The organism is Neisseria iguanae (assembly GCF_003013245.1).
Taxonomy (GTDB): Bacteria; Pseudomonadota; Gammaproteobacteria; order Burkholderiales; family Neisseriaceae; genus Neisseria; species Neisseria iguanae.
This window is the reverse complement of sequence record NZ_PXYY01000026.1, coordinates 1-26,387: the sequence shown is the minus strand read 5'-3', so window position 1 is coordinate 26,387 and position 26,387 is coordinate 1. Positions and strand designations below refer to the sequence as shown.

Sequence of the window (26,387 nt, the reverse complement as noted above, 5' to 3'; positions counted from 1 at the left end):
CAAGATATTGTTTTGGGCCAACCCGTGACGATAACGGCAAAGTGTACTGTGCCCGGGTGTGTCGGGTTCGTCAAAACCACAAAAGAGATAAAAGCCAATACGGGTAATGAGGCTGTGTCCGGGGTCGGATAGGCTGTGCATCGGCCGGTTAAACGGCGTTGGACACGGACAGTCATGAACAAGGGGGACGGCCGCCGTTATGACGGGTATAACGGCCTTTTTGCTGTTCGGGATAACGGTTGCCGGCCGGTAATGAAGTGGTTTTTAAGCAATGGAAACCGGTCAATATGTTTGGCAATCATGGTTTCGGTAGTTTGTTTGAACAAGCTGCTCATGAAGAAAACCCTCTAAATTCGGCTTAAAGGGAATTTAGAGGGTTTTAGGGGAGGGTGGGACGTATTACGCCATTTGGTAACTATGGTTACTTTGCATGGGGTTTAAGAGGGTTTTACAAAGGTCTCAAGCCGTCTGAAATATTCAGCCAGCCTTTAATCAATACCCACAATCACTCGCCTAAAGCAGCCACCATCACTGCTTTAATTGTGTGCATACGGTTTTCCGCTTGGTCAAACACAATGCTGACTTCGCTTTCAAATACTTCTTCGGTCACTTCCACGCCGTTTAAACCGAAGGTTTCGAAAATCCATTCGCCGACGGTGGTTTCGCGGTTGTGGAACGCGGGCAGGCAATGCATAAATTTCACTTGCGCATTGCCCGAGGCCGCCATCAGTTCAGGGGTAACACGATAGGCTTTGAGCAAATCAATGCGTTCCTGCCATACTTCTTTCGGCTCGCCCATGCTGACCCACACATCGGTATGGATAAAGTCAACACCCCTAACTGCTTCTTCAGCATTTTCAGTCAGCAGGATTTTCGCGCCTGTTTGTTCCGCCACGGCTTTTGCTTGGGCAATAATGTCTTCAGACGGCCACAAGGCTTTCGGCGCACCGATGCGCACATCCATGCCCAGTTTCGCGCCTAAAATCAGCAGCGAATTGGCCATGTTGTACCGCGCATCGCCGACATAAGCGTAAGCCACTTGGTTCAGCGGTTTGTTGCTGTGTTCCTGCATGGTCAGTGCATCGGCCAGCATTTGGGTTGGATGGAATTCATTGGTCAGGCCGTTAAACACCGGCACACCGGCATATTTGGCTAATTCTTCGACAATTTCCTGCCCGAAGCCGCGGTATTCGATGCCGTCGTACATGCGGCCCAGCACACGCGCAGTGTCTTTGATGCTTTCTTTGTGGCCGATTTGGCTGCCGGCCGGCTCGAGATAAGTCACGCCCGCGCCTTGGTCACGCGCCGCCACTTCAAACGCGCAACGCGTGCGGGTGGAAGTTTTTTCAAAAATCAAGGCAATGTTTCTGCCTTTCATCTGCGGCTCTTCTTTGCCTGCTTTTTTGGCGGCTTTGAGTTCGGCGGCAAGTTTCAGGTAATGCAGGATTTCGTCTTGGCTGAAATCGAGCAGCTTTAAAAAGTGGCGGTTTTTTAGATTCATCTCACTCTCCCTATCATTATGTTTTGAAATGGTTTTTAAAATCTTATTCAGGCAGCTTGGGGCTTTTGCAAACCCTGTATCCGAGTATGGTTCAAAGCAATGGCATCAAAAATCAAAAAACGCTCAGACATACCAAATACAGACAGACAAGCGTTCGAAAAGCGCGTTGCGAAGAAATGTGCTAAAGATGGTTTTTTTGAAAGCCTTCACTCTTTGATACGGCACAAGGCCGTCTGAAACGTCAAAACAGCATCCCTTGCTCCATACCGCTTTCCAAATCCAGCAGAAATCTTTTGCGGTTGATACCGCCGGCGTAACCGGTAAGATTGCCGTCGCTGCCAATCACCCGATGACACGGAATCAAAATGGAAATTTTGTTTTGCCCGTTGGCCGCGGCGACTGCGCGAATGGCTTTCAAATTACCCAATTGCTGTGCCTGCTCTTTATAGCTCAGGGTTGCGCCGTAGGGAATGGTTAGTAAAACCTGCCACACCTGCTTTTGAAAATCGGTGCCGACCATGTGAAGCGGCGTGTGGAATGCTTTCAGGCGGCCTGAGAAATATTCGGCCAATTCGTGTTGGAATTCATCACAATACATGCTTTTTTGCCAACTGAAATTGGCCGCCAGTGCTTTTTGCAACTGGTTCAATTCCCGCTGCAGCCGGTTTTGGCCGGCAAATTCAAGCAAACATAAACCTTCGCTGCCAAATACGGCCAGCATTTTGCCGATGGGCGTGTCAACCCACGCCATGTTTAATATGGCGGTGTAATCGTCACAATGGGCAAAACGCAAATCGGCAGGGTTCATTTCAGACGGCCTCAATCTTCTTCCAACAGTTCTGCCATGATACCTTCGTAAATCGCCGATAATTTGGGAATATCTTCCAACAATACATTTTCGTTGAGCTGGTGGATGGTGGCGTTGCTCGGACCCAGTTCAATTAATTCTGTGGCGATGGCTTTGATGAAACGTCCGTCTGAAGTGCCGCCGCTGGTGGATAATTCGGCTTCCACGCCACAGATTTTCCGAATGGTAGCACGCGCGACATCAGTTAGGCGGCCGGCTTGGGTCAAAAATGGCCGGCCGGAACAAGACCATTCTAAATCGTAATTCACACCGCAGCGGTCAAGAATATCCTGTACGCGCTGTTTCAGGCTTTCTTCAGTGGATTCGGTGGAAAAACGGAAATTGAATTTGACGTTGAGCTCTCCCGGAATCACGTTGGTCGCGCCGGTGCCGCCGCTGATGTTGGAAATCTGAAAGCTGGTCGGCGGGAAATAATCGTTGCCTTCGTCCCACACTTCCTGCGTCAACGCGAGCAAAGCGGGGGCAAAAGTATGCACGGGATTAACCGCCAAATGCGGATAGGCAATGTGGCCTTGCCTGCCTTTGACAGCAAGGTTGCCAGAGAGCGAACCGCGGCGGCCGTTTTTCAGCATATCGCCCAATACTTCAGTCGCCGTCGGTTCGCCGACAATGCAGTAATCCATCAATTCACCGCGCGCTTTCAATGCATCCACCACTTTGGTGGTACCGTTGTGCGCGTCGCCTTCTTCATCGGACGTAATCAGCAGCGCAATACTGCCCGGGTGGTCAGGACGTTTGGCTACAAAACGCTCGCAGGCAGTCACGAAACAAGCAATGCTGGTTTTCATGTCCGCCGCGCCGCGTCCATACAAACGCCCTTCGCGCTCGGCCGGCTCAAACGGCGGCGAATCCCATTTTTCCAAAGGGCCGGCCGGCACGACATCAGTGTGCCCCGCAAAACACAGCACCGGCGTGCTGTTGCCGCGGCGCGCCCAGATATTTTTGGTGTTACCGAAATTCATTTCTTCGATGGTAAAACCGATTTTTTGCAGGCGTTCGGCCAAAAGCTGCTGGCAGTTTTGATCATCGGGGGTCACGGACGGACGGGCAATGAGTTGCTTGGCAAACTCCAGGGATTGGGTCTCGGTCATTTTATACTTTGTTTTCAATGGCATTTTTTAGGTTACAGCAGTATAGAAGAAAAGGCATCCCGTTTTTCGGACGGCCTGAGAATGATTGTGATGATAACGAGATGCGCTTTATCTGGCAACTCACAGCAGGTCGTATGAAAACGGTTTATTTGAAACAGGCTTCATAGAGCGGAATCAATTCTTCAATCGCATCCACAATCCATTGTTGCACGTTTTGTTTGCCCAAATCCGCGCGCTTGATGTGTTTGCCGATACAGAAAAAATCGTCTGAATTGTGCAGACGGATATTTTCAGACGGCGTGTCGGCGACAGTGGCATAATCGGCATATTCGTCTTCCGCACCATGCCAAATGTCAAAAGCGGCATATTTTTGCACGTCCAATCCGTCCAACCATTGGTTGTATTGCGGCAAGGCGGTGGGGGATACGCCGGCTTTGTAGCAATGCCAATCAAGGCTGACGGTAAGGCGGCGGCGGTTGAGCAACACGGAAATAATCGCGGCGGAATCTTTGTGTTGGGCGTATTTGAAATAGGCGAAAAAGTGGGCACGCACCTGCCAGCCGTTACACCAGCGTTCGATGTGCGGCGGCGCAAAAGGTTCGCCCAAATCATCGGCCACGCATTCGATGAGTTCGCGCCAAATCCGCCAATGGTGTTTATACGCAGCTTTGGCCGGCTCAATCATTTCCGGCGCGTGTTTTTTCATTTGGGCAAACTGGTAAAAGGGAAGGTCGAAAAGTTCGCTGCTTTGCGGGGTGAGCATGATGGTTCTCTCTTGGGAAAAGTCTTAAAAATGGCCGATTGTTGACGGCTTGTTTTCAGACGACATGCGGAGATGTCCGAGGCCGTCTGAAAATTCTTTAGCGACAGACTTATTTTCGTCTTCTTGCTGCCATAATCCCGCCGATTTCAGCCAGTTTTTCTTTCGGAATAAAAGTTTTACCCATTTCAAACAAAGGTTCTTCAATGCCCAAATGCACATCATATCCGGCGGCAAAACGCTGCAATACTTCGGTGTTTAACTGATAATCCGCATCGGCTTCCAATCGGGCAAACTCTGCTGCCACAGCTGACCAGCCGGCATGCAGGCTTTCGTGCTGGCGCAATAATTCGTCAATACTTGCCTGCGCTTGAGGCGCGTAACGCAACAGCAAAGGGAAGAAATTTTCTTCTTCGTCTTCATGGTGCAAAGACGCGGCAACATTGAAATACTGACTGATTTGGCGTACGGCCTGCAACACGACATCATTGCGGCCATGTTCAGCAATATAATCGGGCAGCATCGTTACTTGACTGCAAAAACGGCGCACTTTGTCGTGGCAGGCATAGAGCATGTCGATCGGTTCGGCAAAGGTCACGCTTCGGGTGTTGAATGGATTCATGACTTGTTCTTCATTTTTCAGACGGCCTAAGGCCTTTACAAAACCCCAGATTTGGGTACGGTTTAAAGCAATATAGCTGATTAACTTAAAAATGAACACACGGAATAGGTCGATACCCATATCCGGCATTTGCCCGCAAGGGTAAACTTTATCTTGAATTTAAACAGTTTCCCGGCTTTTTAAGCAAATGTCGGATTCAAGTATTATGCCGTCATGATTCATTTAACCAACTGTCGCATCGCAGAACGCGCAGACATCATGAAGAAAGGCTGGCGTCAGAGACGCGTATTGTGAAGAAATGTGCCGAAGATGGAACGTTTGAAAAAATCTCGGCCTGATTGTTTATTTTACGCTTTTTGAATACATTGGATACCGAAGAAAGTAAAACAGCCCGCAAAAAGCAGGCCGTTTGATTTATGCTTGATTCACTGAAAATCAGTCAACCAAAGTAATGGTACCGTTCATCAAAGCACCGTGGCCCGGGAAGGTACAAGCAAATTTGTAGCTGCCGTCTGCCAATTTGGCAGGATCAAATTTGATGGTGTCTTCTTCGCCACCACCGATCAATTTGGTGTGTGCAACGATACGCTCGTCACCGGCTTTCACGTATTCGGCATCAGGGCCTGCAGCCACTCCGTCTTTGAATACGCCGTCTTGGTCTTCAGCTTTGGTAATAACCAAGTTATGACCCATGCTGGCTTTAGGCTGTGTACCGACGTGTTTCAAAGTGATGGTGAATTCAGAACAAGCTTTGCTGACTTCAATATCTTTGGTGTTGAACTGCATAGCATCGCTGGATTCAACGATTACTTCACAGTTGCCGGCAGCAGCGGCCGGGGCGGCAGCTTCAGAAGCCGGTGCGGCTTCTTCAGGGGCAGAAGCTTCAGCAGCAGGGGCAGGCTCGTTAGCTGGGGCAGCCGGAGCAGAAGGTTCTTGCGAACAGGCAGCCAAACCGATAACGGCTGCAGAAATCAGAGCCAAATAAGCTTTCATGTATATCTCCTAATGACGAGAATGTTCAATTATTCAAAATATTTGTACTTTGAAGACACCATGTCTTCTTTGACAAAAAAGAAGTATGCAACTTTATTCTGCTATAAACTTTGATTTAAATCAAAATTTAAACCAGAATTTACACTGACTTACACAATGAGGATAATTGCCTTTTTTCAGAGTGTTTTTTGTTTTGATATTAGCATATTTTAACAAATTATTCTTGCCGGTGATGCTTTTTGGCCAATTGTGCCAAGCGTTCGGCCAATTTCGGATGCTGCGCCTGAAGCCGTGTGGCGGCTTCTTCAAAACTTTGCAATACCGCATCGCTTAATTTCAACGTATTTTTCCGCTCCGGCTTGGGCGTTTTGGGCAATACTCTGACCTGTACTTCGGCAATATCGTGACACAACAGTTTCAATTGCGGCAACAGCGAGGGCAGAATCATTTTCAGACGCGAAGAAGCCATATTATTGGCCGCAATCAACACCAGTTTGCCGTTTTCGACACAGGCCGTCTGAAAATGCAGGCGCAGGTTTACAGGCAGGATGTTTTTCACTTCCCTGTCCAGCCTATGCCACTGTTGCGCTTGTTGCAACAATGCCTGCAAATGTCGGTCTCGTTTGCCCAATTGTTCTAAATTCATGTTTCAGACGGCCTTTTTATAGGTGATTTCGTCAAAGGATATTGAAATACGGTAAAACTGTCTCTATTTCAGACAGCATTCCCACTTTGCCCAACCGCTTGTGTTAAAATCCAGCTTTCGCCATTATTTTATATCAGGCGCAGGAACAATTCATGCTGACAAACATTGCAAAAAAAATCTTCGGCAGCCGCAATGACCGCTTGCTGAAACAATACCGTAAATCCGTCGCGAAAATCAATGCCCTCGAAGCCGATATGCAGGCTTTGGACGACGATGCATTACAGGGGAAAACCGCAGAATTCAAACAACGCTTGGCCGATGGCGCCAATTTGGACGATATCTTGGTCGAAGCATTTGCCGTCTGCCGCGAAGCCAGCCGCCGCGTATTGGGCATGCGCCACTTTGATGTGCAACTCATCGGCGGCATGGTGCTGCACAACGGTAAAATCGCCGAAATGCGTACCGGCGAAGGCAAAACCTTGGTCGCCACTTTGGCTGTTTATCTGAATGCCCTTTCCGGCAAAGGCGTACACGTGGTGACCGTTAACGATTACTTGGCCACACGCGATGCAGGGATTATGGCGCCTTTGTATAACTTCTTGGGCTTGAGCGTCGGCGTGATTGTTTCTGATATGGAACCCTTCTACCGCCAAACCGCCTACGGCTCCGATATCACCTATGGAACCAACAACGAATTCGGTTTCGACTATCTGCGCGACAATATGGTGACCGACCAATACGACAAAGTCCAGCGCGGTTTGAATTTTGCCGTGGTCGACGAAGTCGATTCCATCTTGATTGACGAAGCACGTACCCCGCTGATTATTTCCGGCCAAGCCGACGACAATGTGCAGCTTTATCAAGTGATCGACAGTGTTCCGGCACAATTGGTGCGCCAAGAAACCGAAGAAGGCGCAGGCGATTATTGGGTCGATGAAAAAGCGCACCAAGTGATTTTGAGCGAAGCCGGTCACGAGCACGCCGAACAAATTCTGACCCAAATGGGCTTACTGGCGGAAAACGACTCGCTCTACTCTGCCAGCAACATCGCATTGATGCACCACCTGATGGCCGCATTACGCGCGCATACCTTGTTCCACCTGGACCAGCATTATGTGATTCAAGACGGCGAAATCGTCATTGTCGATGAATTTACAGGCCGTCTGATGGCAGGCCGCCGCTGGTCGGAAGGCTTGCACCAAGCAGTCGAAGCTAAAGAAGGCGTAGAAATCAAGCGCGAAAACCAAACGCTCGCATCCATTACCTTCCAAAACTATTTCCGCCTCTACACCAAATTATCGGGCATGACCGGCACAGCCGACACCGAAGCATTCGAATTCCAAAGCATTTACGGTTTGGAAACGGTAATTATCCCGACCAACCGCCCGGTTCGACGTAAAGATTTCAACGACCAGATTTTCCGTTCGACCGACGAAAAATTCGAAGCTGTGGCGAAAGATATTCAGGAATGCTACCACAGAGGCCAACCAGTATTAGTGGGCACAACCAGCATTGAAAATTCAGAATTGGTATCCCGCATGCTGACTGAAGCCGGTTTGCCGCACAATGTCTTAAACGCTAAAGAACACGAGCGCGAGGCCTTAATCGTGGCACAAGCCGGTAAAGTCGGCGCAATTACCGTGGCCACCAACATGGCCGGCCGTGGAACCGATATCGTGTTGGGCGGCAATCTGAAACATCAGACCGGCGCCATCCAAGCCAATGAAAACTTAAGCGACGAAGACAAAGCCGCGCAAATCGCTGCCTTGGAAAACGGCTGGCAGGCCGAACACGACCAAGTGGTTGCCGCGGGCGGTCTGCACATCATCGGCACCGAACGCCACGAAAGCCGCCGTATCGACAACCAGTTGCGCGGCCGTGCGGGTCGTCAGGGTGACCCGGGTTCAAGCCGATTCTATCTGTCGTTTGAAGACCCGCTATTACGCCTGTTCGCCTTAGACCGAGCCGCCGCTATCCTCAACCGCTTGACACCGGAACGCGGCGTTGCCATCGAACACGGCATGCTGACCCGCCAAATCGAAGGCGCACAACGCAAAGTCGAAGGCCGCAACTTCGATATGCGCAAACAAGTCTTAGAATACGACGACGTGGCTAACGACCAACGTAAAGTGATTTACCACCAACGCAACGAAATCCTGACCAACAAAGATGTTACCGGCCTGACCAAAGACATCCGCGCAGAAGTCGTCAGCGATCTGGTCGATGCCCACATGCCGCCTGACACCATGGAAGAACAATGGGATTTGCCGACGCTGCAAAGCAAACTCTTAGCCGATTTCCGCCTGAATGCCGACATCGCAGGCTGGTTGCAAGCCGACAACACCTTAGACGGCCGAGATGTGAAAGAGCGTTTGATTGACCACATCGAAACCGAATACGCCGGCAAAGTCGAACTGGTCGGCAAGCAGCAAATGGCCGATTTCGAACGCAACGTCATGCTGCAAGTCATTGACAACCAATGGCGCGAGCATTTGGCGGCGATGGATTATCTGCGTCAAGGCATTCACCTGCGCAGCTATGCCCAAAAAAATCCGAAACAAGAATACAAACGCGAAGCCTTTGCCATGTTTGAAAACCTGTGGAGCGGTATTAAACACAACATCGCTTCGTTGCTGATCTCAGTGCAAATAGAACGCAACGATACCCCTGCCGAAGACTTTGCCGCCCAACAAATCACCGATGTTCAGGAAATGCATTCCGAAGCACCGAATATTGAAGATTTGCTCAGCGAATCAAAAAGCGATTTGGCTGCCGATGCATTCAATCCGACAGGCAGCGACTTCAGCCCCGAAACCTTGGCCGCCAAAGGCCAAATTATTCACCGCAACGACCCATGCCCATGCGGCAGCGGCTTGAAATACAAGCAGTGTCACGGTAAATTGAGCTGATTGGTTTAAAATGAACCAAGGCCGTCTGAAAATATTTTGCGTTTTCAGACGGCCTTTTTATGTCTGTAAAACATATTTTATTCACTTTTCGAGAATCGTTATGCCAAAAAATTTATCATACCAAACAGCTTTATCAGGCCGTCTGAAAACAAAATCCGTTTCAGAGAGCCTTTATGTTAAAATCCAGCCTATTCCGTTTAACAATATTGCAAAGTAGAACTATGGCAGGCAACACTTTCGGTCAACTCTTCACCGTAACCACATTCGGCGAAAGCCACGGCCCCGCATTGGGTTGCATTATCGACGGCTGTCCGCCCGGATTAAAGCTGACCGAAGCCGACATCCAAACCGATCTCGACCGCCGCAAACCCGGTACCAGCCGCCACGTGACCCAACGCCGCGAAGCTGACAAAGTGGAAATTTTATCCGGCGTGTTTGAAGGCCAAACCACCGGCACCCCGATTGCTTTACTGATCCGCAACACCGACCAACGCAGCAAAGACTACGGCAACATCTCACAACAGTTCCGCCCCGGTCACGCCGACTACACCTATTGGCACAAATACGGCACACGCGATTACCGTGGTGGTGGCCGTTCTTCCGCCCGAGAAACCGCTGCCCGCGTGGCAGCCGGTGCTGTGGCGAAAAAATGGCTGAAAAAACAATTCGGTACTCAAATTACCGGCTATGTCACCCAAGTCGGCGAAAAAGCCATACGCTTTGAAAATCTCGAATTCATCAGCCAAAACCCATTCTTCGCCGCCAACCAAAGCCAAATCGAAGAATTAGAAAGCTATATGGACAGCGTGCGCAAATCCTTAGATTCTGTCGGTGCAAAACTGCACATCGAAGCAAAAAACATCCCAATCGGCTTAGGTGAACCAGTGTTCGACCGCCTTGATGCCGACATTGCCCACGCCATGATGAACATCAATGCCGTCAAAGGTGTGGAAATCGGTGCAGGTTTCGATTGCGTGGCACAACGCGGCAGCGAGCATGGTGATGAACTCACGCCGGAAGGCTTTTTAAGCAACCACGCCGGCGGCATTCTCGGCGGCATTTCCACCGGCCAAGACATTCACATCAACATCGCCATCAAACCGACCAGCTCGATTGCCACACCGCGCCGCAGTATCGATATTGACGGCAATCCGGTAGAAATTGCTACCCTTGGCCGACACGATCCTTGTGTGGGCTTGCGTGCCGCGCCGATTGCCGAAGCCATGCTTGCTTTGGTGTTAATGGATCACGCTTTGCGCCACCACGCACAAAATGCCGATGTACGCGTGAGCACACCCGATATCGCTCGTTTCAAATAATCAACAGTTTCAGACGGCCTGTGTCAAAATCAGGCCATCTGAACAAAATCACACAAAAAAAACTTCGCAAAATCAGCCTCTTTATACTACAATGGCAGACATTCGCCGTGTTCTAGGGAGCGCACGGATTCAGACTGACAGGAATACAGACAACATGACACAAGAAACTGCTTTGGGCGCCGCACTCAAAACCGCCGTCCAAACCATGAGTAAAAAGAAACAAACCGACATGATTGCCGATCATATTTACAGCAAATACGACGTATTCAAGCGTTTCAAACCATTGGCTGTCGGCATTGACCAAGACTTAGTTGTCGCTCTGCCGCAATACGACGCCAACCTGATTGCCCGCGTGCTCGCTAATCACTGCCGCCGTCCGCGTTATCTGAAAACATTGGCTCGCGGCGGCAAACGTTTCGATTTGAACAACCGCTTCAAAGGCGAAGTGAGCCCGGAAGAACAAGCCGTCGCCCAACAACACCCTGCCGTGCAGCAAGCCATGGCCGCCCAAGCCGAACATCAAGCGGCCAAAGCAGCAGAAACTGCCGAACCTGAAACAACTGCACAGGCTACGGCCGCTGCTGAAACGCAACGCGAAGCTTAATAGCTTAATTATGCAATCTTCGTCTTAACGCAAAGGCCGTCCGAACGTCAGTTCGGACGGCCTTTCTCTTGATATTCATGCAGAAAACGGTCCAAACCGACAACGCAATATTATGCCTGCTTCAATCAGTCTTTCACAAATTCAAAGCCCTGCTCGTCAAACTTCAACACCGATGCATAATCCACTTTCCAATCGCCCAACACAATCCGGGTAAATAATTCATTCACATGGATATTTTCCCGGTGCGTATGGCCATGAATCAAAAGCGGCACACCGTATTGCTTGACGATTCCGGCAGTAAACTCAGGATTTACGTCCATGATTTCCGCCGGTTTTTGCTGTTTGTCCTGCTTGCTGGCATGGCGTATTTTATGCGCAATTTTCAAGCGGACAGCCAACGGTAACATTAAAAACAGCTTTTGCCGCCATTTTTGGTGTACTTTTTTACGAAATGCCTGATAGCGCAAGTCATCAATACACAAAGTATCGCCGTGACACAATAAGGCTTTTTGGCCGAATAGTTCGACAAGCTGATAATCCGGAAGCAAAGTCATGCCGCATTCGCGTGCAAACCGTCTGCCAATCATAAAATCGCGGTTGCCGTGCTGAAAATAACATGCCACGCCTTGATTGCTGACAGCACGGATAGTCTGTTTAACCGAGTCAATCAACGACGATTGTCCGTCATCTCCCACCCAAAAATCAAACAAATCCCCCAAAATATACACCGCCTGCGCATGTGGTGCTTTTTCCTGCATAAAACGCAGAAACAGCGCAGTCAGCTCGGGGCGTGATTCGCTCAAATGTAAGTCGGCAATAAAATAAATCGGCATAAGAAGGTTCATCAAATCACTTTCAGCCATTATAATTTTTTAGACGTCCTGTGTATATTAAGGCGTATTCTCATTTTTTCTGCACTGCCGGTTTTCGAGCAGAAAAGCGCGTATGCAAGATGATACTCAAAGAGGACGGTTTTACACGCCGCGCCGGTAAAACAGCCGGCCCGGCAAGGTCGGACGCCTTGCGCGCATTTTTAGTGCAGCAGACCAGGTTTTTATGCCGAAAAGATGCCGCATGATGAAATGAGGATACACCTTAAAAAGGCCGCCTGAAAGATTCAATCTTTCAGACGGCCTTTATCAAACACATATTACGCTTCTTTGCTTTCCGTTGCTTTTTGACGCAAACGCAGGCTCAATTCGCGCAATTGCTTATCATCCACCGCGTTTGGCGCGTTGGTCAGCAGACATTGCGCACGCTGGGTTTTCGGGAAGGCAATCACATCGCGGATGGACTCGGCACCGGCCATCAAGGTCACCAAACGGTCGAGACCAAAAGCCAAACCGCCGTGCGGCGGAGCACCGAATTTCAGGTTATCGAGCAGGAAGCCGAATTTTTCCTGCTGCTCTTCGGGCGTGATCTTCAATGCAGCAAACACTTTTTCCTGTACTTCGGCACGATGGATACGAATCGAACCGCCACCGATTTCCCAACCGTTCAATACCATGTCGTAAGCGCGTGCCAAACAGTGTTCAGGCTGGCTTTCCATCTGATCTTCGTGGCCTTCTTTCGGCGCGGTAAACGGATGGTGTACGGCAGTGTAACGGCCTGCTTCGTCGTCGTATTCGAACATCGGGAAATCGACCACCCACAGTGGTTTCCATCCATCGACGAAATAGCCGTTGTCTTGACCGTGTTCCAAGCCGACTTTGATACGCAATGCGCCGATGGCTTCGTTAACGGTTTTGGCTTTGTCGGCACCGAAGAAAATAATATCACCGTTTTGCGCTTCGGTTTGGGCAATGATTTCTTTCAGGGCGTTTTCAGACAGGAATTTCACAATCGGCGATTGCAGGCCGCTGTCTTCGCCGTTACTCAAGTTGCTCACATCGTTGACCTTGATGTAAGCCAAACCTTTGGCACCGTAAATGCCGACGAATTTGGTGTACTCGTCAATTTCTTTACGGCTCAGTTTTGCACCCCCGGGTACGCGCAACGCCACCACACGGCCGCCTTTCATATCAGCTGCACCACGGAATACTTTGAATTCTTCCGTTTTCATCAAGTCGGTTAATTCGGTGAATTTCAAACTGATGCGCAAATCCGGTTTGTCGGAACCATAATAGAACATGGCTTCACTAAAAGGCATGCGCGGAAAATTGCCCAATTCTACACCGATGGCATCTTGGAATACTTTTTTGGCCATTGCTTCGGTAATGTCCATGATTTCGTTCTCGTTCAAAAACGAGGTTTCCAAATCAATTTGGGTAAATTCAGGCTGGCGGTCGGCACGCAGGTCTTCGTCACGGAAACATTTGGTAATTTGGTAATAGCGGTCGAAACCGGCCACCATTAACAATTGTTTGAACAATTGCGGCGATTGCGGCAAAGCGAAAAATTCGCCCGGATGCACGCGGCTCGGCACAAGGTAATCACGTGCCCCTTCAGGGGTCGAACGGGTCAGCATCGGCGTTTCGATGTCGATAAAGCCCTGATCGTCCAAGAAACAGCGTACCCCCATGGCGACTTTATAGCGAAGTTTCAGGTTATTTTGCATCACTGGGCGGCGCAAATCAATCACACGGTTGGTCAGGCGCACGTTTTCACTGATGTTTTCATCATCGATTTGGAACGGCGGCGTGACAGCGCTATTCAATACTTCGATTTCTTTGGCCAAAATTTCGATTTTTCCCGACACTATTTTGTCGTTGACAGTCCCTTCCGGGCGGTTGCGCACAAGGCCAGTAATGCTCAAAACGTATTCATTACGCGCAGAATCGGCGGTTTCAAATGCTTCTTTGGTATCCGGATCAATAACGACCTGCACAATACCTTCGCGGTCACGCAAGTCGATAAAAATCACGCCGCCGTGGTCGCGACGGCGATGCACCCAACCTTTGACGGTTACGGTTTGGTCTAAATATTGCTCGCTGATTAAGCCGCAATAGTTGGTACGCATAAAATCACCTTTTTGTGTTTGATTTAATTTGGTTTAAAATGGTTATGCCGTCTGAAACTTTCAGACGGCCTGTATCAATTTGCATTAGTGTCCGGCAGGCTCAGACAAGGGTTTGCCCGCATCATCTGCCAGTACTTTGGGAACATGCCCATCCGGCATGACCATGCCTAAAGAAATTACATATTTCAGGGCTTCATCCACGCTCATGTCAAGCTCGCGAATGTCGCTTTTTTTCACCATGATGTAATAACCGCCGGTCGGATTCGGCGTGGTCGGCACATAAACTGAAATGTATTCGCCACCTTGCGGCAAAGACGCTTTGACCGAATCGGGAATATGGCCGGAAACAAAGGCCAACGTCCAGATATTAGACTGCGGGAAAGGCACCAATACCGGCGTTTTAAATGAACGGCTGCTGTCGGATAACAAAGATTCCGACACTTTTTTCACGCTCGAATAAATCGACTTGACCACAGGAATGCGGCCGAGCACGCCATCCCAAGCCGAAATAATGCGTTTGCCTAAAACGTTTGCTCCGAAAAGGCCGGTGACAAACAGCACCACAATCGCCACAATCACGCCCAAACCGGGAATATTGAAGCCTAAAAAATACTGCGGCTGCCAATGAACCGGCAACAGATTAATCAATTGGTCGGCAGCCGATACGATATAGGTAATGACCCAAATAGTTACCACAATGGGCAACCACACCAAAATACCCGTAATCAGGTATCTTTTCAATGATTTAGCAATTTTACCGCTCTCCGCTGGTTGTTCTGCCATGTTTTCCTATCCGACAAGCACACAAATATGACCGCCCAAGCGCGCTATTATACGCGTTTGGGCGGTAAGAAACGAGTGTTTTTCATAGTTTGTCACATAAACATCCACACCCTTACAGTCTGTTTGGATAAGCCTGCCTTACGGATTCTGAAAATTGCTGGTTAAATGCCGTCCCAATCGTTGAACATCAGGCCGAAACCGATGCCGTTTTGCTTGTGGTTGTAATCAATCAGACTTTCACCATAGCCGTGAAAACCGCGTACCACGCCTTTGAGCTTGCCTTTAATCGGAAAGGTATAAGCGGCTTCCACCGCACCGCGTCCGGTTTTCGGATTGTAGCGCAACACGGAATAGACGTTTTGCTTGTCGTTCAAACGGTATTGCACTTTGATATCACCATAGCCCATATAATCGGAAATATCCGGATTATCATCTTCGTCGCCTTTGGCATCGGTGCGCACCCAAACGCGCGGAATCACGGTCAATTTATCCCATTCCATGCCCGCCATGGCGTAAATACGGTTCCATGAGCGTGATTGCGGACGGCTCTGGCCGTTGGATTGATGGGCAAAACCGGCGCCTACCATGCGTAGCTTGCCGCCGAAAGGCAAATCCAGCTTCACCGGTTGGGTCAGGAAAATTTCAGGCTTGTAATCGGTATTGCGAAACGGTGCCGATTTGCGGCCTTGGTTATACAGCTGCCAATCGGATTTCTGCGTGTATCCGAACCACAAATCCGCACGTGTTTTAAACATGTCTTCCATCAGCTTGCTTTTAAAAGACACCTGCATTTTGGCTTCGAGACGTTTCTGTTCGGTAAATCTTTCCGCCATCGCTACACCGCGCGAAGGCGATTCGGGCAAATAATTCGGGCTGGAATTATACCAAGCAGGTATCAGGTACATTGGCGTATGTTCGCGCACTGTCAAGATGCCGCGTGCATCGTTGACATCCAAATCATACATGATGCTCAAAGGCGTATAGGCTTCGGCCGCATCACGCAAAGCCGATTCGGAAAGCAAATATTCATCCGTCTTTTCATCAAAAACAATGGTGGTTTGTTTATTTTCAATGCTAGCATTGACTGTTTGCACCAAATCCACCGGCTGCTTGGTTTCCAAAGTTGCCAATGATTGCAAAGGCTGAGACGGTGGAAGTTGGGCGGCGTAAATTTTATCGTAACACGCCAAACGCATGGCATTATCCGCCATGGCCGCACATTTCAGCGCAGCCGAATCCGAAGCTAAAGCGGCAGGTACAACCAACGCCCAGCCTGCACCGATCCATAAATAACGTTTCAACATCATATTTACCGTTTCCGTCAATCAATATAACCTGCATATAACCTGCCGGCTCCGAACCTTGCTTGATTATTCTAATCAACCCGATATTCTCAATCATTTTCAGACAACTGTAATTTCTATCATGCTGTCTGAAAATCATCTGCTTCCTGTAAGATGCAGCAATGCCCCTGAAATACCTTATCCGGTCAGGGGCAATCGCTTATTGCAGGTATCACCTGCATAGTGTGCCGCCTTATGCGGCGGGCTGAGGAAGATTAAGCCAAGGCTTTTACTTTAACAGACAAACGTCTCTTGTGGCGAGCAGCTTTGTTTTTGTGGAACACGCCTTTATCGGCAATCCGGTCGATCACTTTTACTGATTCGCGGTAAGTTGCCTGAGCAGCAGCTTTGTCACCGGCTTCAACAGCTTTCAACACTTTTTTGATTGCAGTGCGGAATGCGGTACGCAGGCTAGCGTTGTGAGCGCGTTGTTTAACCGACTGGCGGGCACGTTTACGGGCTTGTGCGCTGTTTGCCATATTGAATCTCCTGAATGAAAAATAAATTCTGTAAACGTAAAATTTTAAAGATGATTGCCCCTATATGCAAGTCTTTTCTCTTTAAACTTTCCGATTCGTGCTGCGTGTTCGCCCAAAAACCACACTACCCTGCGGCCACCTCCTTGTTTTCCCCTCTTAATTTATAGCTTTTTTACATAAATTTCCTGATATGGCTTTGATTTTGATTAAGCTTACATTACAATGGCCTTACAGCTTGCCGGGGTGTTAATGGGGCATGTCTGTTTTTTATTATTTCAACTCTTTCATCAGGAAGCCAACCCGTATGAAAAAATCCGTATTAGCCGTATTGGCCGCATTTTCACTGGCCGCATGCGGCGGTGGCGAGAAAAAAGCCGAGCAACCTCAAGCAGGCAGCGCGCCTGCTACCAATGCCGAAGCAGCCGCTACCGACACCTTGAATATCTACAACTGGTCAAACTACGTTGACGAAAGCACCGTCGAAGACTTCAAAAAAACCAACAATTTGAAGCTGACCTATGATTTGTATGAAAACAACGAAACCCTTGAGGCCAAAATGCTGACCGGCAAATCCGGCTACGATCTCGTTGTACCGGGTATCGCCTTTTTGCCGCGCCAAATTGAAGCCGGCGCATATCAAAAAATCAACAAGGAATTGATTCCAAACTACAAAAACATCGACCCTGAGCTGTTGAAAATGCTGGAAACAGCCGACCCGGGCAATGAATACGCCGTGCCTTACTTCTCAGGCGTGAACACTTTGGCCATTACTGCCAAGGGTAAAGAATTGTTGGGCGGCCAACTACCTGAGAACGGCTGGGATTTGCTGTTCAAGCCGGAATACACCGGCAAATTGAAATCATGCGGCATTGCCTTGTGGGATACACCGTCTGAAATGTTCCCGATTGTGTTGAACTACTTGGGCAAAGACCCCAAAGGTACCAGCACCGACGACATCAAGGCCGCCGCCGAAGTCTTGAAAGCTGTCCGCCCTGACGTGAAACGCTTCAGTCCTTCAGTCATTGACGAATTGGCACGCGGCGACGTGTGTTTGGCAGCCGGTAACGGTGGTGACTTGAACTTGGCCAAAGTCCGTTCGGAAGAAGTGAACAACAACGTCGGTATTGAAGTATTGACACCGAAAGGCATGGGGTTCTGGATCGAATCATGGTTGATTCCTGCCGATGCAAAAAACACCGCCAATGCGCATAAATACATCAACTACACACTGGATGCCGACATTGCCGCGAAAAACGGTATTGCCGTAACCTTCGCTCCTGCCAGCCTGCCGGCACGCGAAAAAATGCCGAAAGCGCTGGTAGAAACCCGCTCTATTTTCCCGAATGCAGAAGATATGAAAAACGGTTTCGTGATGCCACAAATGGGCTCCGATGCGAAGAAACTGACCGTCAGCCTGTGGCAAAAAATCAAAGTGGGTACCAACTAATCCACTTGGGTTTTAAATGCTAAAAGGCCGTCTGAAACATATTGTTTTCAGACGGCCTGTTTAAAGTATCTTCTGGCCGGACAAATCAACCGCCCAAATACCAGAATTTCAGTGCCCACAATACGGCAACAATCCCCACCATCGGCGGCACTTCTTTCGCGCGGCCACACAACAGTTTGATCACTGCATAGCTGATGAAACCTACAGCGATACCGTCGGCAATCGAGTAGGTGAACGGCATGAAAACGATGGTTAAAAACGCCGGGGCGGCTTCGGTAATGTCATCCCAATCGATTTCGGTCGCGCTGCTCAACATTTGCGCGCCAACGTACAACAAAGCCGGGGCGGTGGCAAACGCCGGCACGCTTTGCGCCAATGGTGAGAACACCAAACATGCCAACATAAGCAAGCCGACCACAACCGCAGTCAAGCCCGTGCGGCCGCCTGCGGCCACGCCCGAGGCACTTTCCACATAAGGCGTGGTGGAAGACGTCCCTAAAGCCGCACCAGCCATAATCGCAGTGGAGTCGGCCAGTAAGGCACGTTTCAAGCGCGGCAACTTACCGTCAACCAATAAGCCTGCACGGTGTGACACGCCGACCAACGTGCCGGTACTGTCAAACAAATCCACCAAGAAAAACACGAAAATCACGCTGACCATACTGACAGTGAATAAACCTTCAAAATCCATCTGCATAAATGTCGGCGCAATGCTCGGCACGCCGCCGACCACGCCTTTGAATTCGCTCAAACCCATCAGGCTCGACAACACGGTAATCGCCAAAATAGTGATGATAATTGCGCCTTTAATACGGAAATGGCCCAACACGCACACCGCGACAAAACCTCCCAAAGCCAACAATACCGACGGCTGGTGAATGTCGCCCATGCCGACCAGCGTGGCCGGGTTATCGACAATCACGCCTGCGCCTTTGAGTGCGAGCAAAGCCAAAAATAGACCGATACCGGAAGCAATCGACATTTTCAAGCTCATCGGCAACGCGTTCACTAACATTTCGCGTACTTTAAACAGGCTGAAAAAAACAAAAATCAGGCCGGACATAAACACCGCACCCAACGCCACCTGCCAAGGCACCCCCATGCCCTTCACCACAGCGAAGGTGAAATAAGCATTCAAACCCATGCCCGGCGCCAGTGCAATCGGATAATTACCGGCCAAGCCCATCACAAAACAACCTATGGCCGCCGTGATACAGGTGGCGGCAAACACCGCGCCAACATCCATGCCTGATTCGCCCAAAATCAAGGGGTTGACAATGATGATGTAACACATGGTCAGGAAAGTGGTTAAACCTGCCATCACTTCCGTGCGCACGTTGGTGCCGTTTTCGCTCAATTTGAAAATGCGCTCGAACATACTATTATCTGAAGTATTCATTTTGGTCTTTATAAGTTAGGTAAAAAATTCAAGAGGTATTATAAGTACTTCGGGTAATTAAATCTACCCGGGCCGTCTGAAACAGACACGTTCGTTTTTTTAGAATAACGTTTCCATTCTTTATCCAATGCCGTTTCCTTCTCAGGCGGCCTTTAAGCATTATGCCGAAAGGCATACGATTTGTCGCACCCGCTGCAAAGGCGTAAAATCCCCATCTATTCACATCCTATCAATATTCTTATGGAAACCTCCCTGCTGCTCGCCGAAAAAATCGCCCAACTCACGCTGATTGTGCTGATGGGCATTACTTTGGTGAAATTCAAACTGCTCAAACCCGGCGACAGCTATCCGCTTTCCATAATTACGCTCTACCTCATCAGCCCGGCCGTGATGATTCACGCCTTCCAAGTGGATTATACCTCCGCAATTCTCGGCGGCTTGTGGCTCTCGGTGAAATTGGCGCTGCTGTTTAACTTTTCGCTGATTATATTGGGCAAGCTCTTCGCCAAAATTTTCAAACTCGATATTCTGGAACAAGCCGCCGTGATTTACACCAATGCGGGCAATTTGATTATTCCGGTGGTGATGGCGGTATTCGGGACGGAATGGCTGATTTACACGGCTGGTTATCTGATTGTGCAAACCGTATTGTTTTGGACACACTTGCGCGTGATGTTTGCCGGACGCAGCCAGATGTCACTAAAGAAAATTTTCATCAACATTAATATCTTATCTATTGCTGCCGGCTTATTTATGTTTGCCTTTCAAATCAAGTTGCCGTCTGTGGTGGACAACGCGCTAGCCAACGTCGGTAGTATGATCGGTCCCGTGGCCATGATGATTGCCGGTATGTTGATTGCCTCACTGCCTTTGAAAGAAATCATCGCATCCAAACGCATTTATCTCGTCACCTTCCTGCGCCTGATTCTGATGCCGCTGATCCTACTGATAATGATTAAATTGTTCGGCCTGTCCCGACAAAACAGCCACAATCAAACCGTAGTGCTCATCAGTTTTCTCGCCACCATCAGCTCATCGGCTGCGACGGTTACGCAAATGGCCGTACTGTATCAAAAGAATCCGCAAAAAGCCAGTGCGATTTACGGCATCACTACGCTGCTTTGCGTAGTGAGCATGCCGCTGATGATCGCGCTTTACCAATGGATAATTTGATTAATTGCATAAACGAAAGGCCGTCTGAAAAGCATACTCCTTTTCAGACGGCCTGGTTTGCCGTTTCCAGACAGCCTTAATTTTTCGATACCGGCACACCACGCAGCGAAAAGGTGTAGGCATCAGTAATTTCCAAATCAACCATTTGGTTAATCATATCCGGCGCGCCGTTGAAAATTACCACGCGGTTGTTGGCGGTACGCGCCTGTAGTTGGTCGGGGTCTTTTTTAGAAATACCTTCCACCAAGCAGCGTTGCACCGAACCGATCATGCTTTCGTTGATGCGTTTGGTTTCCGCTTCGATGACTTCGTTTAAGGCTTCCAAACGGCGTACTTTCTCGACATTTGGCGTGTCGTCCGGCAGGTTGGCCGCAGGCGTACCCGGGCGCGGGCTGTAAATGAAGACGTAGCTCAAATCAAAAGCAATGTCTTTCACCAGCTTTAAAGTTTGTTCAAACTCGCGTTCGGTTTCCCCCGGGAAGCCGACGATAAAGTCGCTGCTCAAACATAAATCAGGGCGGATGGCACGCAGTTTGCGGATGATGGATTTGTATTCCAAAGCAGTGTAACCGCGTTTCATTGCGCTCAACACGCGGTCAGAACCGCTTTGAATCGGCAGGTGCAAATGCGACACCAATTTCGGCAAATCACGGTAACACTCGATAACCGAATCGGAAAATTCACGCGGATGGCTGGTGGTAAAACGCATGCGCTCAATGCCCGGAATTTCGTGCACAATGCGCAACAGCGTGGCAAAGTCGCAGATTTCTCCATCATCCATCCCGCCGCGGTAAGCATTTACATTTTGACCTAACAGGTTGATTTCTTTCACCCCTTGTTGCGCCAAACCGGCAATTTCGGTCAACACGTCATTCAACGGGCGTGAAAACTCTTCACCACGGGTATAAGGCACAACACAGAAGCTGCAATATTTCGAGCAGCCCTCCATAATGGAAACAAACGCGCTGCCGCCTTCCACACGTGCCGGAGGCAAGTGGTCGAATTTTTCGATTTCAGGAAAGGAAATATCCACTTGCGAATGACCGGAAGTTTCTTTATCCACAATCATTTTCGGCAAGCGGTGCAAAGTTTGGGGGCCGAACACCACATCGACATAAGGCGCGCGCTTGATGATTTCCTCGCCTTCTTGCGATGCCACGCAACCGGCTACGCCGATAATCAGGTTGGGATTTTTTTCTTTGAGCGGACGCACTCGGCCTAAGTCAGAGAATACTTTTTCCTGCGCTTTTTCACGCACGGAGCACGTATTGAACAAAATAATATCGGCTTGATCGGCTTGCGAAACCTGCTCGATGCCACCGTGTTCTTCGGCCAATACGGCCAGCATTTTTTCGCTGTCGTATTCGTTCATTTGGCAACCGAACGTGCGGATAAATACTTTTTTCATGATTGTTTGCTTGTGTTTCGTTAAGGTTGTTTGAATGTTGTTTTTTCAAAATGTTTTCAGACGGCCTTTTAGTTTTAAGGCCGTCTGAACGGTATTTTCGATGCAGGGTGGACATCCCCGCCCGCCATTTCAAAAATAACGGCTTTCAAATAACAGGTCATCGGAACATTGTAGGCAGGGTTGCCCTCCCTGCGCCGGTTTGAAAGGAGCGTAATTTATTCTGCCATAACCGCCAGTTTTGCGACTTCGTCATCTGACAAAATCCAAATCTCGCGGATCAGCCCTGACCCGTCGCGTCTGACCGCAACGGTTTTACCTGCCTGCGCAGTCAGCCGCCCCATCACGATATAGCGATCATTCTCGTCTTTGATTCTGGCCATACGCGATACCTGAACGGTCGCGCTATTACCGTCTGTCAGTCCCAAAGTCAGAATTTTCAGCCAAGAAAAACCACCGTTACTCAATTTGACATAGGGCAGTCTGACCTGTTTCAGGATAGCGACATGCATATCGTGAGGAATATCGCGCTGCTGTGCCAAGGCAGACAGCGGAACGAGTAATGCACAAAAAATAAGGATTCCGCGTAACATTATTTTCTTCTTTATAGTTAAAACAAATGGAGAAATGGATGAAAATTATAACACAAAGCATTTGAATCCAGATAGAGTATTTGTTTTTAAAGAGTAATTTTTATTTTCAATAACAATTCATGCCGTCTGAAACCAAAAACCGCTATAATGGCAATCCGTCTGCCGGGAGGAAGCACTATGAAAAATTTAACGACTGCTGTTTTGCTTGCCGCATTGCCGGCAGGATGCGTATCTAATTTCGGCGGCCGCAAACATGCGTTTCTGCACGGGCAGACCGAAGAGCATAAATGCCAAACCCACTCAGAGGGCAAACCACCCGCACCGAAATGGAAAACACGTTCGGTTCGGCCCGCGGATCCTGTTACGATTATGCAGCCACATCGGGACCACTGTATAATTTCCTGCCGACCAATATGATTTACATGGGCGGCACCCGAAAACGCTGGAAACTCTGCATCAATTACGACAAAGACATTATCAAAGACTACCGCTTCAGCTATGATGTCAAAAAAGAAAAGACGACCCCTTTGTCCGACTTTATCAAAACATTTCCCGACTTTGCCGAAAGCATTCCGGAAGCCATCCGTTAAGCAAAGCCCATTTTACCAATACTGGAAAAACACTGACAAATAAGGATAAATAACCCATGACCGACCGCAATGAAACCCTGTTTGCCCGCGCCAAAGCCATCATTCCCGGCGGCGTGAATTCACCGGTGCGCGCGTTCGGCAGCGTCGGCGGCGTGCCGCGCTTCATAAAAAAAGCCGAAGGCGCTTACGTTTGGGACGAAAACGACACCCGCTACATCGATTACGTCGGTTCATGGGGGCCGGCGATTGTCGGCCACGCCCATCCTGAAGTGCTCGAAGCCGTGCGCAAAGCGGCTCTGGGCGGGTTGTCGTTCGGAGCGCCGACCGAAGGCGAAATCGCCATCGCCGAAGAAATCGCCAAAATCATCCCGAGCGTGGAACAAGTGCGCTTGGTCAGCTCCGGCACCGAAGCCACCATGACCGCCATCCGATTGGCGCGCGGCTACACCGGCCGTGACAAAATCATCAAATTCGAAGGCTGCTACCACGGCCATTCCGACAGCCTGCTGGTGAAAGCCGGCAGCGGCCTGCTCACCTTCGGCAACCCGAGTTCGGCAGGCGTGCCGGCCGACTTCACCAAACATACTTTGGTACTCGAATACAACAGTGTCACCCAACTGGAAGAAGCCTTCGCCCAATCCGGCAACGACATCGCCTGTGTGATTTTGGAGCCGTTTGTCGGCAACATGAATTTGGTCAGGCCGTCTGAAAGTTTTGTCAAAGCCCTGCGCACTCTCACCGAACAACACGGCACAGTGTTGATTTACGACGAAGTAATGACCGGCTTCCGAGTAGCCTTGGGCGGCGCGCAATCACTGCACGGCATCAAGCCTGATTTGACCACCATGGGTAAAGTCATCGGCGGCGGCATGCCTTTGGCGGCATTTGGCGGCAAACGCGAAATTATGGCATGCATTTCCCCGCTCGGCGACGTGTATCAGGCCGGCACCCTCTCCGGCAATCCGCTGGCCGTAGCCGCCGGCTTGAAAACGCTGGAAATCATCCAGCGCGACGGTTTTTATGAAAACCTGACCGCACGCACCAGGCAGCTTGTGCAAGGCCTCACCGCCGCCGCCAAGGAAAACGGCGTGCAATTTACTGCCGACAGCATAGGCGGCATGTTCGGCCTGTATTTCGCCGACCATGCTCCGCAAAACTACAACGACATGGCACGCAGCAACACCGATACCTTCAAATACTTCTTCCACGGCATGCTCGACCGCAACACCGCCTTCGGCCCGTCGGCCTACGAAGCCGGTTTTGTCTCCGCCGCACACACGCCGGAACTGATTGACGAAACCATCGCCATCGCGCATGACGTATTTCAAGAAATGGCGAAGTAAGTATTTGATGTTTGATTGAATTAAAATGACGGTAGGCCGTCTGAAAAATAATGTTCAGACGGCCTACATATTGTGTTGCGTTCCTTACGGAACGCATTTTTTAGGAGCTGACATAGATTAACCCCAAACACCACACCATTTCCGCAGCATTTCAAGCTGCCCGGACGGTGTGCCGAAGTTAAAGCGGAACCCGCATCCTTTCAAGGACAGCGGGAAAGATTTACGGCCAACCCCATTGTATTTGCGCAAGACGCACCTAGCCCGGTTCCAACAATTTCCAATGCCGCCGATAAGGCCTGGCGCTGATGTGGGGTGAGCCGGGTGTTTTTGTGGGTGTTCATTTCAGTATTGTCTTTCCAATACGGTAAACAACGCCGGCTTTTCTTACAGCTAAAAAGCAAGGAAACTTTTTAAATTCAAGGTATGCTTGCCCCTGCGGGTAGGTCGCGTGTTCATTTTTAGAGGCTGAAGCAGATTGGCAGTCGTGCCAGACGGCAAAAATAAAGATAACCAATTGCAAATTAACAAAGAATACCCAAAGAAAACTTCTCCGGTTTTTCGTACCGGAAGCCACCGACCGTGCAGCCGCTGATATTTTGGGTATCCAACCCGGTTGGGCTATGTTGTCCTACCACAAAACCTGCCGGGTGACTGCCTGTCATTTGGCGCAAGAAGCCGGCGGGGTTTTCAGAGGCCCCACCGGGCCGGACGGGGGTTATTTTGGCGGTCGGCGCAAGGGCAAACGCGGACGCGCGACAGCAGGGAAAGCGGCAGTATCCGGCACCTTAAAGCGGCAGGGAAAGGTTGGTACCGCCGTTGTGGGGATAGCGGGAAGGATGCCTTATTTCCGGTTATCAAACAGCAAACAACACCTGACAGCATTGTTTATACCGGTAGTGACAGGGGCTGTGGCGTGCTTGATGCGGGGTAGGTTCGCGCATCAGCGCATCAACCGTTCACGGTTTTTTGCAGACCGTCAAAACCCTATACGCAGGATAAAACCACCGTTACTTCGCCGGCCCGGCAATGCCAAGTCAGCAAAGCAACCATTTACCGTATCCTTAGGCGGCACGATGGCAACTGCCGACACCGCAAAACAGTACCGGCAACCGTTTCAAACAAGCCAAGTATGACATGAAACGTTTGGCTAAAGTTGGGAAGCCCGTCGAAAAAACACTCAAAAAACAGGCAAAAACCTTATCCGGGCGAAACGGCGCACTCCGACACCAAACGGCTGCCTTGATTGCAGAATCAAAAAGCTACCACCCCAAGAGATTGCCTGTTTGTTGCCATTGATGATTTTTCGAGAGGGCGGTATGCCGCCATTTTGCCTGGCCGTACCGCTGCCGGTGCTGTAAAAGTTTCTTTTGCGCGATGTAATCGATTGCTGCCCTTATACCATCAGATCACGGCATGGAAATATCGGGGCAGTACGGCACATCCGTTTCCGGCTGCCTGTGTGCAAAACAGGTTTCCCCGTATTGCCCGGCCACAGACTGACGTCAAGCAGAGCGGGTTATCCGCAACTTAATGGAAATGGGGCAGGATAAGTTTGCGTTT

Annotated in this window: 22 protein-coding genes and 2 pseudogenes; 8 read left to right on the top strand and 16 right to left on the bottom strand. The window is 49.7% G+C overall.

The features are described 5' to 3' along the window. Positions 1 to 505: 505 nt before the first annotated feature. The 7 genes and pseudogenes from argF to C7N83_RS05770 all read right to left on the bottom strand — a co-directional run bounded on the left by argF (position 506) and on the right by C7N83_RS05770 (position 6,481). Complete coding sequence (argF, locus tag C7N83_RS05800) at positions 506 to 1,501, bottom strand: ornithine carbamoyltransferase (RefSeq protein ID WP_106741272.1); 996 nt, start codon at positions 1,499 to 1,501, stop codon at positions 506 to 508. A gap of 241 nt (positions 1,502 to 1,742) precedes the next feature. Then, positions 1,743 to 2,249, bottom strand: a pseudogene (locus C7N83_RS05795) (methylated-DNA--[protein]-cysteine S-methyltransferase); the annotation flags it as partial. 71 nt (positions 2,250 to 2,320) lie between these two features. After that, a complete protein-coding gene (dapE, locus tag C7N83_RS05790; RefSeq protein WP_106741278.1) occupies positions 2,321 to 3,460 on the bottom strand; it encodes a succinyl-diaminopimelate desuccinylase in 1,140 nt (379 codons plus the stop codon). A 145-nt stretch (positions 3,461 to 3,605) separates the two neighbouring features. Then, positions 3,606 to 4,223: an HI_0552 family protein gene (locus C7N83_RS05785; protein ID WP_106741269.1), complete on the bottom strand. Its 618-nt coding sequence runs from the start codon at positions 4,221 to 4,223 to the stop codon at positions 3,606 to 3,608. Between the two features lie 109 nt (positions 4,224 to 4,332). After that, the gene (locus C7N83_RS05780) at positions 4,333 to 4,842 is read right to left on the bottom strand and encodes a hemerythrin domain-containing protein (RefSeq protein WP_106741277.1); all 510 of its coding nucleotides are present in this window, start codon (positions 4,840 to 4,842) and stop codon (positions 4,333 to 4,335) included. 435 nt (positions 4,843 to 5,277) lie between these two features. Next, positions 5,278 to 5,835, bottom strand: a complete 558-nt coding sequence (gene azu / locus C7N83_RS05775) for an azurin (RefSeq protein WP_106741268.1) — start codon at positions 5,833 to 5,835, stop codon at positions 5,278 to 5,280. 217 nt (positions 5,836 to 6,052) lie between these two features. Then, on the bottom strand, positions 6,053 to 6,481 hold the full coding sequence (locus C7N83_RS05770) for a DciA family protein (protein ID WP_106741266.1): 429 nt from the start codon (positions 6,479 to 6,481) through the stop codon (positions 6,053 to 6,055). A gap of 152 nt (positions 6,482 to 6,633) precedes the next feature. Between C7N83_RS05770 and secA the strand changes: the two genes are divergently transcribed. From secA to C7N83_RS05755, 3 genes are all read left to right on the top strand, one after another. Further along, complete coding sequence (gene secA / locus C7N83_RS05765; protein WP_106741264.1) at positions 6,634 to 9,390, top strand: preprotein translocase subunit SecA; 2,757 nt, start codon at positions 6,634 to 6,636, stop codon at positions 9,388 to 9,390. Positions 9,391 to 9,611: 221 nt separating this feature from the next. Continuing rightward, positions 9,612 to 10,709, top strand: coding sequence for a chorismate synthase (gene aroC / locus C7N83_RS05760; protein ID WP_106741262.1), 1,098 nt, complete (start codon positions 9,612 to 9,614; stop codon positions 10,707 to 10,709). Positions 10,710 to 10,863: 154 nt separating this feature from the next. Continuing rightward, the gene (locus C7N83_RS05755) at positions 10,864 to 11,313 is read left to right on the top strand and encodes a ProQ/FINO family protein (protein WP_106741261.1); all 450 of its coding nucleotides are present in this window, start codon (positions 10,864 to 10,866) and stop codon (positions 11,311 to 11,313) included. Between the two features lie 125 nt (positions 11,314 to 11,438). Here the strand turns inward: C7N83_RS05755 and lpxH are convergent, their stop codons facing one another. The 5 genes from lpxH to rpsT all read right to left on the bottom strand — a co-directional run bounded on the left by lpxH (position 11,439) and on the right by rpsT (position 16,877). After that, entirely contained in the window at positions 11,439 to 12,146 is a 708-nt protein-coding gene (lpxH, locus tag C7N83_RS05750; protein ID WP_106741275.1) for a UDP-2,3-diacylglucosamine diphosphatase, read from the bottom strand. Positions 12,147 to 12,463: 317 nt separating this feature from the next. Further along, positions 12,464 to 14,272 (bottom strand): aspartate--tRNA ligase, encoded by a 1,809-nt coding sequence (aspS, locus tag C7N83_RS05745; protein WP_106741259.1) that lies wholly within the window; start codon positions 14,270 to 14,272, stop codon positions 12,464 to 12,466. An 84-nt stretch (positions 14,273 to 14,356) separates the two neighbouring features. Further along, complete coding sequence (locus C7N83_RS05740; RefSeq protein ID WP_106741257.1) at positions 14,357 to 15,055, bottom strand: DUF502 domain-containing protein; 699 nt, start codon at positions 15,053 to 15,055, stop codon at positions 14,357 to 14,359. A 161-nt stretch (positions 15,056 to 15,216) separates the two neighbouring features. Beyond that, entirely contained in the window at positions 15,217 to 16,362 is a 1,146-nt protein-coding gene (locus C7N83_RS05735; protein WP_106741256.1) for a phospholipase A, read from the bottom strand. A gap of 251 nt (positions 16,363 to 16,613) precedes the next feature. Continuing rightward, positions 16,614 to 16,877 carry a 30S ribosomal protein S20 gene (rpsT, locus tag C7N83_RS05730; RefSeq protein ID WP_106741254.1) on the bottom strand — a complete coding sequence of 88 codons (264 nt, stop codon included), beginning with the start codon at positions 16,875 to 16,877 and terminating at the stop codon, positions 16,614 to 16,616. A 304-nt stretch (positions 16,878 to 17,181) separates the two neighbouring features. Between rpsT and C7N83_RS05725 the strand changes: the two genes are divergently transcribed. Then, positions 17,182 to 18,324, top strand: a complete 1,143-nt coding sequence (locus C7N83_RS05725) for an extracellular solute-binding protein (protein ID WP_106741252.1) — start codon at positions 17,182 to 17,184, stop codon at positions 18,322 to 18,324. 85 nt (positions 18,325 to 18,409) lie between these two features. Here the strand turns inward: C7N83_RS05725 and C7N83_RS05720 are convergent, their stop codons facing one another. Next, entirely contained in the window at positions 18,410 to 19,723 is a 1,314-nt protein-coding gene (locus C7N83_RS05720; RefSeq protein WP_106741251.1) for an NCS2 family permease, read from the bottom strand. Between the two features lie 240 nt (positions 19,724 to 19,963). Here C7N83_RS05720 and C7N83_RS05715 point away from each other — a divergent pair, with 240 nt between their 5' ends. Further along, positions 19,964 to 20,896 (top strand): AEC family transporter, encoded by a 933-nt coding sequence (locus C7N83_RS05715; RefSeq protein WP_106741274.1) that lies wholly within the window; start codon positions 19,964 to 19,966, stop codon positions 20,894 to 20,896. A gap of 76 nt (positions 20,897 to 20,972) precedes the next feature. On the opposite strand, the gene miaB is transcribed toward C7N83_RS05715, so the two are convergent. Both miaB and C7N83_RS05705 read right to left on the bottom strand, forming a co-directional pair. Beyond that, complete coding sequence (gene miaB, locus C7N83_RS05710) at positions 20,973 to 22,304, bottom strand: tRNA (N6-isopentenyl adenosine(37)-C2)-methylthiotransferase MiaB (RefSeq protein ID WP_106741249.1); 1,332 nt, start codon at positions 22,302 to 22,304, stop codon at positions 20,973 to 20,975. A 215-nt stretch (positions 22,305 to 22,519) separates the two neighbouring features. Continuing rightward, positions 22,520 to 22,894 (bottom strand): hypothetical protein, encoded by a 375-nt coding sequence (locus C7N83_RS05705; RefSeq protein ID WP_106741248.1) that lies wholly within the window; start codon positions 22,892 to 22,894, stop codon positions 22,520 to 22,522. A 287-nt stretch (positions 22,895 to 23,181) separates the two neighbouring features. Here C7N83_RS05705 and C7N83_RS05700 point away from each other — a divergent pair, with 287 nt between their 5' ends. Both C7N83_RS05700 and hemL read left to right on the top strand, forming a co-directional pair. Continuing rightward, on the top strand, positions 23,182 to 23,484 hold the full coding sequence (locus C7N83_RS05700; protein ID WP_146135101.1) for a glucosamine-fructose-6-phosphate aminotransferase: 303 nt from the start codon (positions 23,182 to 23,184) through the stop codon (positions 23,482 to 23,484). A gap of 56 nt (positions 23,485 to 23,540) precedes the next feature. Further along, positions 23,541 to 24,827, top strand: coding sequence for a glutamate-1-semialdehyde 2,1-aminomutase (gene hemL / locus C7N83_RS05695; RefSeq protein ID WP_106741245.1), 1,287 nt, complete (start codon positions 23,541 to 23,543; stop codon positions 24,825 to 24,827). Between the two features lie 117 nt (positions 24,828 to 24,944). Here hemL and C7N83_RS05690 read toward each other — a convergent pair. Then, positions 24,945 to 25,118, bottom strand: a pseudogene (locus tag C7N83_RS05690) (IS1595 family transposase); the annotation flags it as partial. Between the two features lie 305 nt (positions 25,119 to 25,423). On the opposite strand from C7N83_RS05690, the gene C7N83_RS14670 reads away from it, so the two are divergent. Then, entirely contained in the window at positions 25,424 to 25,960 is a 537-nt protein-coding gene (locus C7N83_RS14670) for a hypothetical protein (RefSeq protein ID WP_170064823.1), read from the top strand. Positions 25,961 to 26,387: the final 427 nt, after the last annotated feature.

Excerpts from the sequence above, each read along its gene's own strand:
- argF (WP_106741272.1), bottom strand. The coding sequence starts at position 1,501 with ATGAATCTAAAAAACCGCCACTTTTTAAAGCTGCTCGATTTCAGCCAA.
- dapE (WP_106741278.1), bottom strand. The coding sequence starts at position 3,460 with ATGACCGAGACCCAATCCCTGGAGTTTGCCAAGCAACTCATTGCCCGT.
- C7N83_RS05785 (WP_106741269.1), bottom strand. The coding sequence starts at position 4,223 with ATGCTCACCCCGCAAAGCAGCGAACTTTTCGACCTTCCCTTTTACCAG.
- C7N83_RS05780 (WP_106741277.1), bottom strand. The coding sequence starts at position 4,842 with ATGAATCCATTCAACACCCGAAGCGTGACCTTTGCCGAACCGATCGAC.
- azu (WP_106741268.1), bottom strand. The coding sequence starts at position 5,835 with ATGAAAGCTTATTTGGCTCTGATTTCTGCAGCCGTTATCGGTTTGGCT.
- C7N83_RS05770 (WP_106741266.1), bottom strand. The coding sequence starts at position 6,481 with ATGAATTTAGAACAATTGGGCAAACGAGACCGACATTTGCAGGCATTG.
- secA (WP_106741264.1), top strand. The coding sequence starts at position 6,634 with ATGCTGACAAACATTGCAAAAAAAATCTTCGGCAGCCGCAATGACCGC.
- aroC (WP_106741262.1), top strand. The coding sequence starts at position 9,612 with ATGGCAGGCAACACTTTCGGTCAACTCTTCACCGTAACCACATTCGGC.
- C7N83_RS05755 (WP_106741261.1), top strand. The coding sequence starts at position 10,864 with ATGACACAAGAAACTGCTTTGGGCGCCGCACTCAAAACCGCCGTCCAA.
- lpxH (WP_106741275.1), bottom strand. The coding sequence starts at position 12,146 with ATGCCGATTTATTTTATTGCCGACTTACATTTGAGCGAATCACGCCCC.
- aspS (WP_106741259.1), bottom strand. The coding sequence starts at position 14,272 with ATGCGTACCAACTATTGCGGCTTAATCAGCGAGCAATATTTAGACCAA.
- C7N83_RS05740 (WP_106741257.1), bottom strand. The coding sequence starts at position 15,055 with ATGGCAGAACAACCAGCGGAGAGCGGTAAAATTGCTAAATCATTGAAA.
- C7N83_RS05735 (WP_106741256.1), bottom strand. The coding sequence starts at position 16,362 with ATGATGTTGAAACGTTATTTATGGATCGGTGCAGGCTGGGCGTTGGTT.
- rpsT (WP_106741254.1), bottom strand. The coding sequence starts at position 16,877 with ATGGCAAACAGCGCACAAGCCCGTAAACGTGCCCGCCAGTCGGTTAAA.
- C7N83_RS05725 (WP_106741252.1), top strand. The coding sequence starts at position 17,182 with ATGAAAAAATCCGTATTAGCCGTATTGGCCGCATTTTCACTGGCCGCA.
- C7N83_RS05720 (WP_106741251.1), bottom strand. The coding sequence starts at position 19,723 with ATGAATACTTCAGATAATAGTATGTTCGAGCGCATTTTCAAATTGAGC.
- C7N83_RS05715 (WP_106741274.1), top strand. The coding sequence starts at position 19,964 with ATGGAAACCTCCCTGCTGCTCGCCGAAAAAATCGCCCAACTCACGCTG.
- miaB (WP_106741249.1), bottom strand. The coding sequence starts at position 22,304 with ATGAAAAAAGTATTTATCCGCACGTTCGGTTGCCAAATGAACGAATAC.
- C7N83_RS05705 (WP_106741248.1), bottom strand. The coding sequence starts at position 22,894 with ATGTTACGCGGAATCCTTATTTTTTGTGCATTACTCGTTCCGCTGTCT.
- C7N83_RS05700 (WP_146135101.1), top strand. The coding sequence starts at position 23,182 with ATGCCAAACCCACTCAGAGGGCAAACCACCCGCACCGAAATGGAAAAC.
- hemL (WP_106741245.1), top strand. The coding sequence starts at position 23,541 with ATGACCGACCGCAATGAAACCCTGTTTGCCCGCGCCAAAGCCATCATT.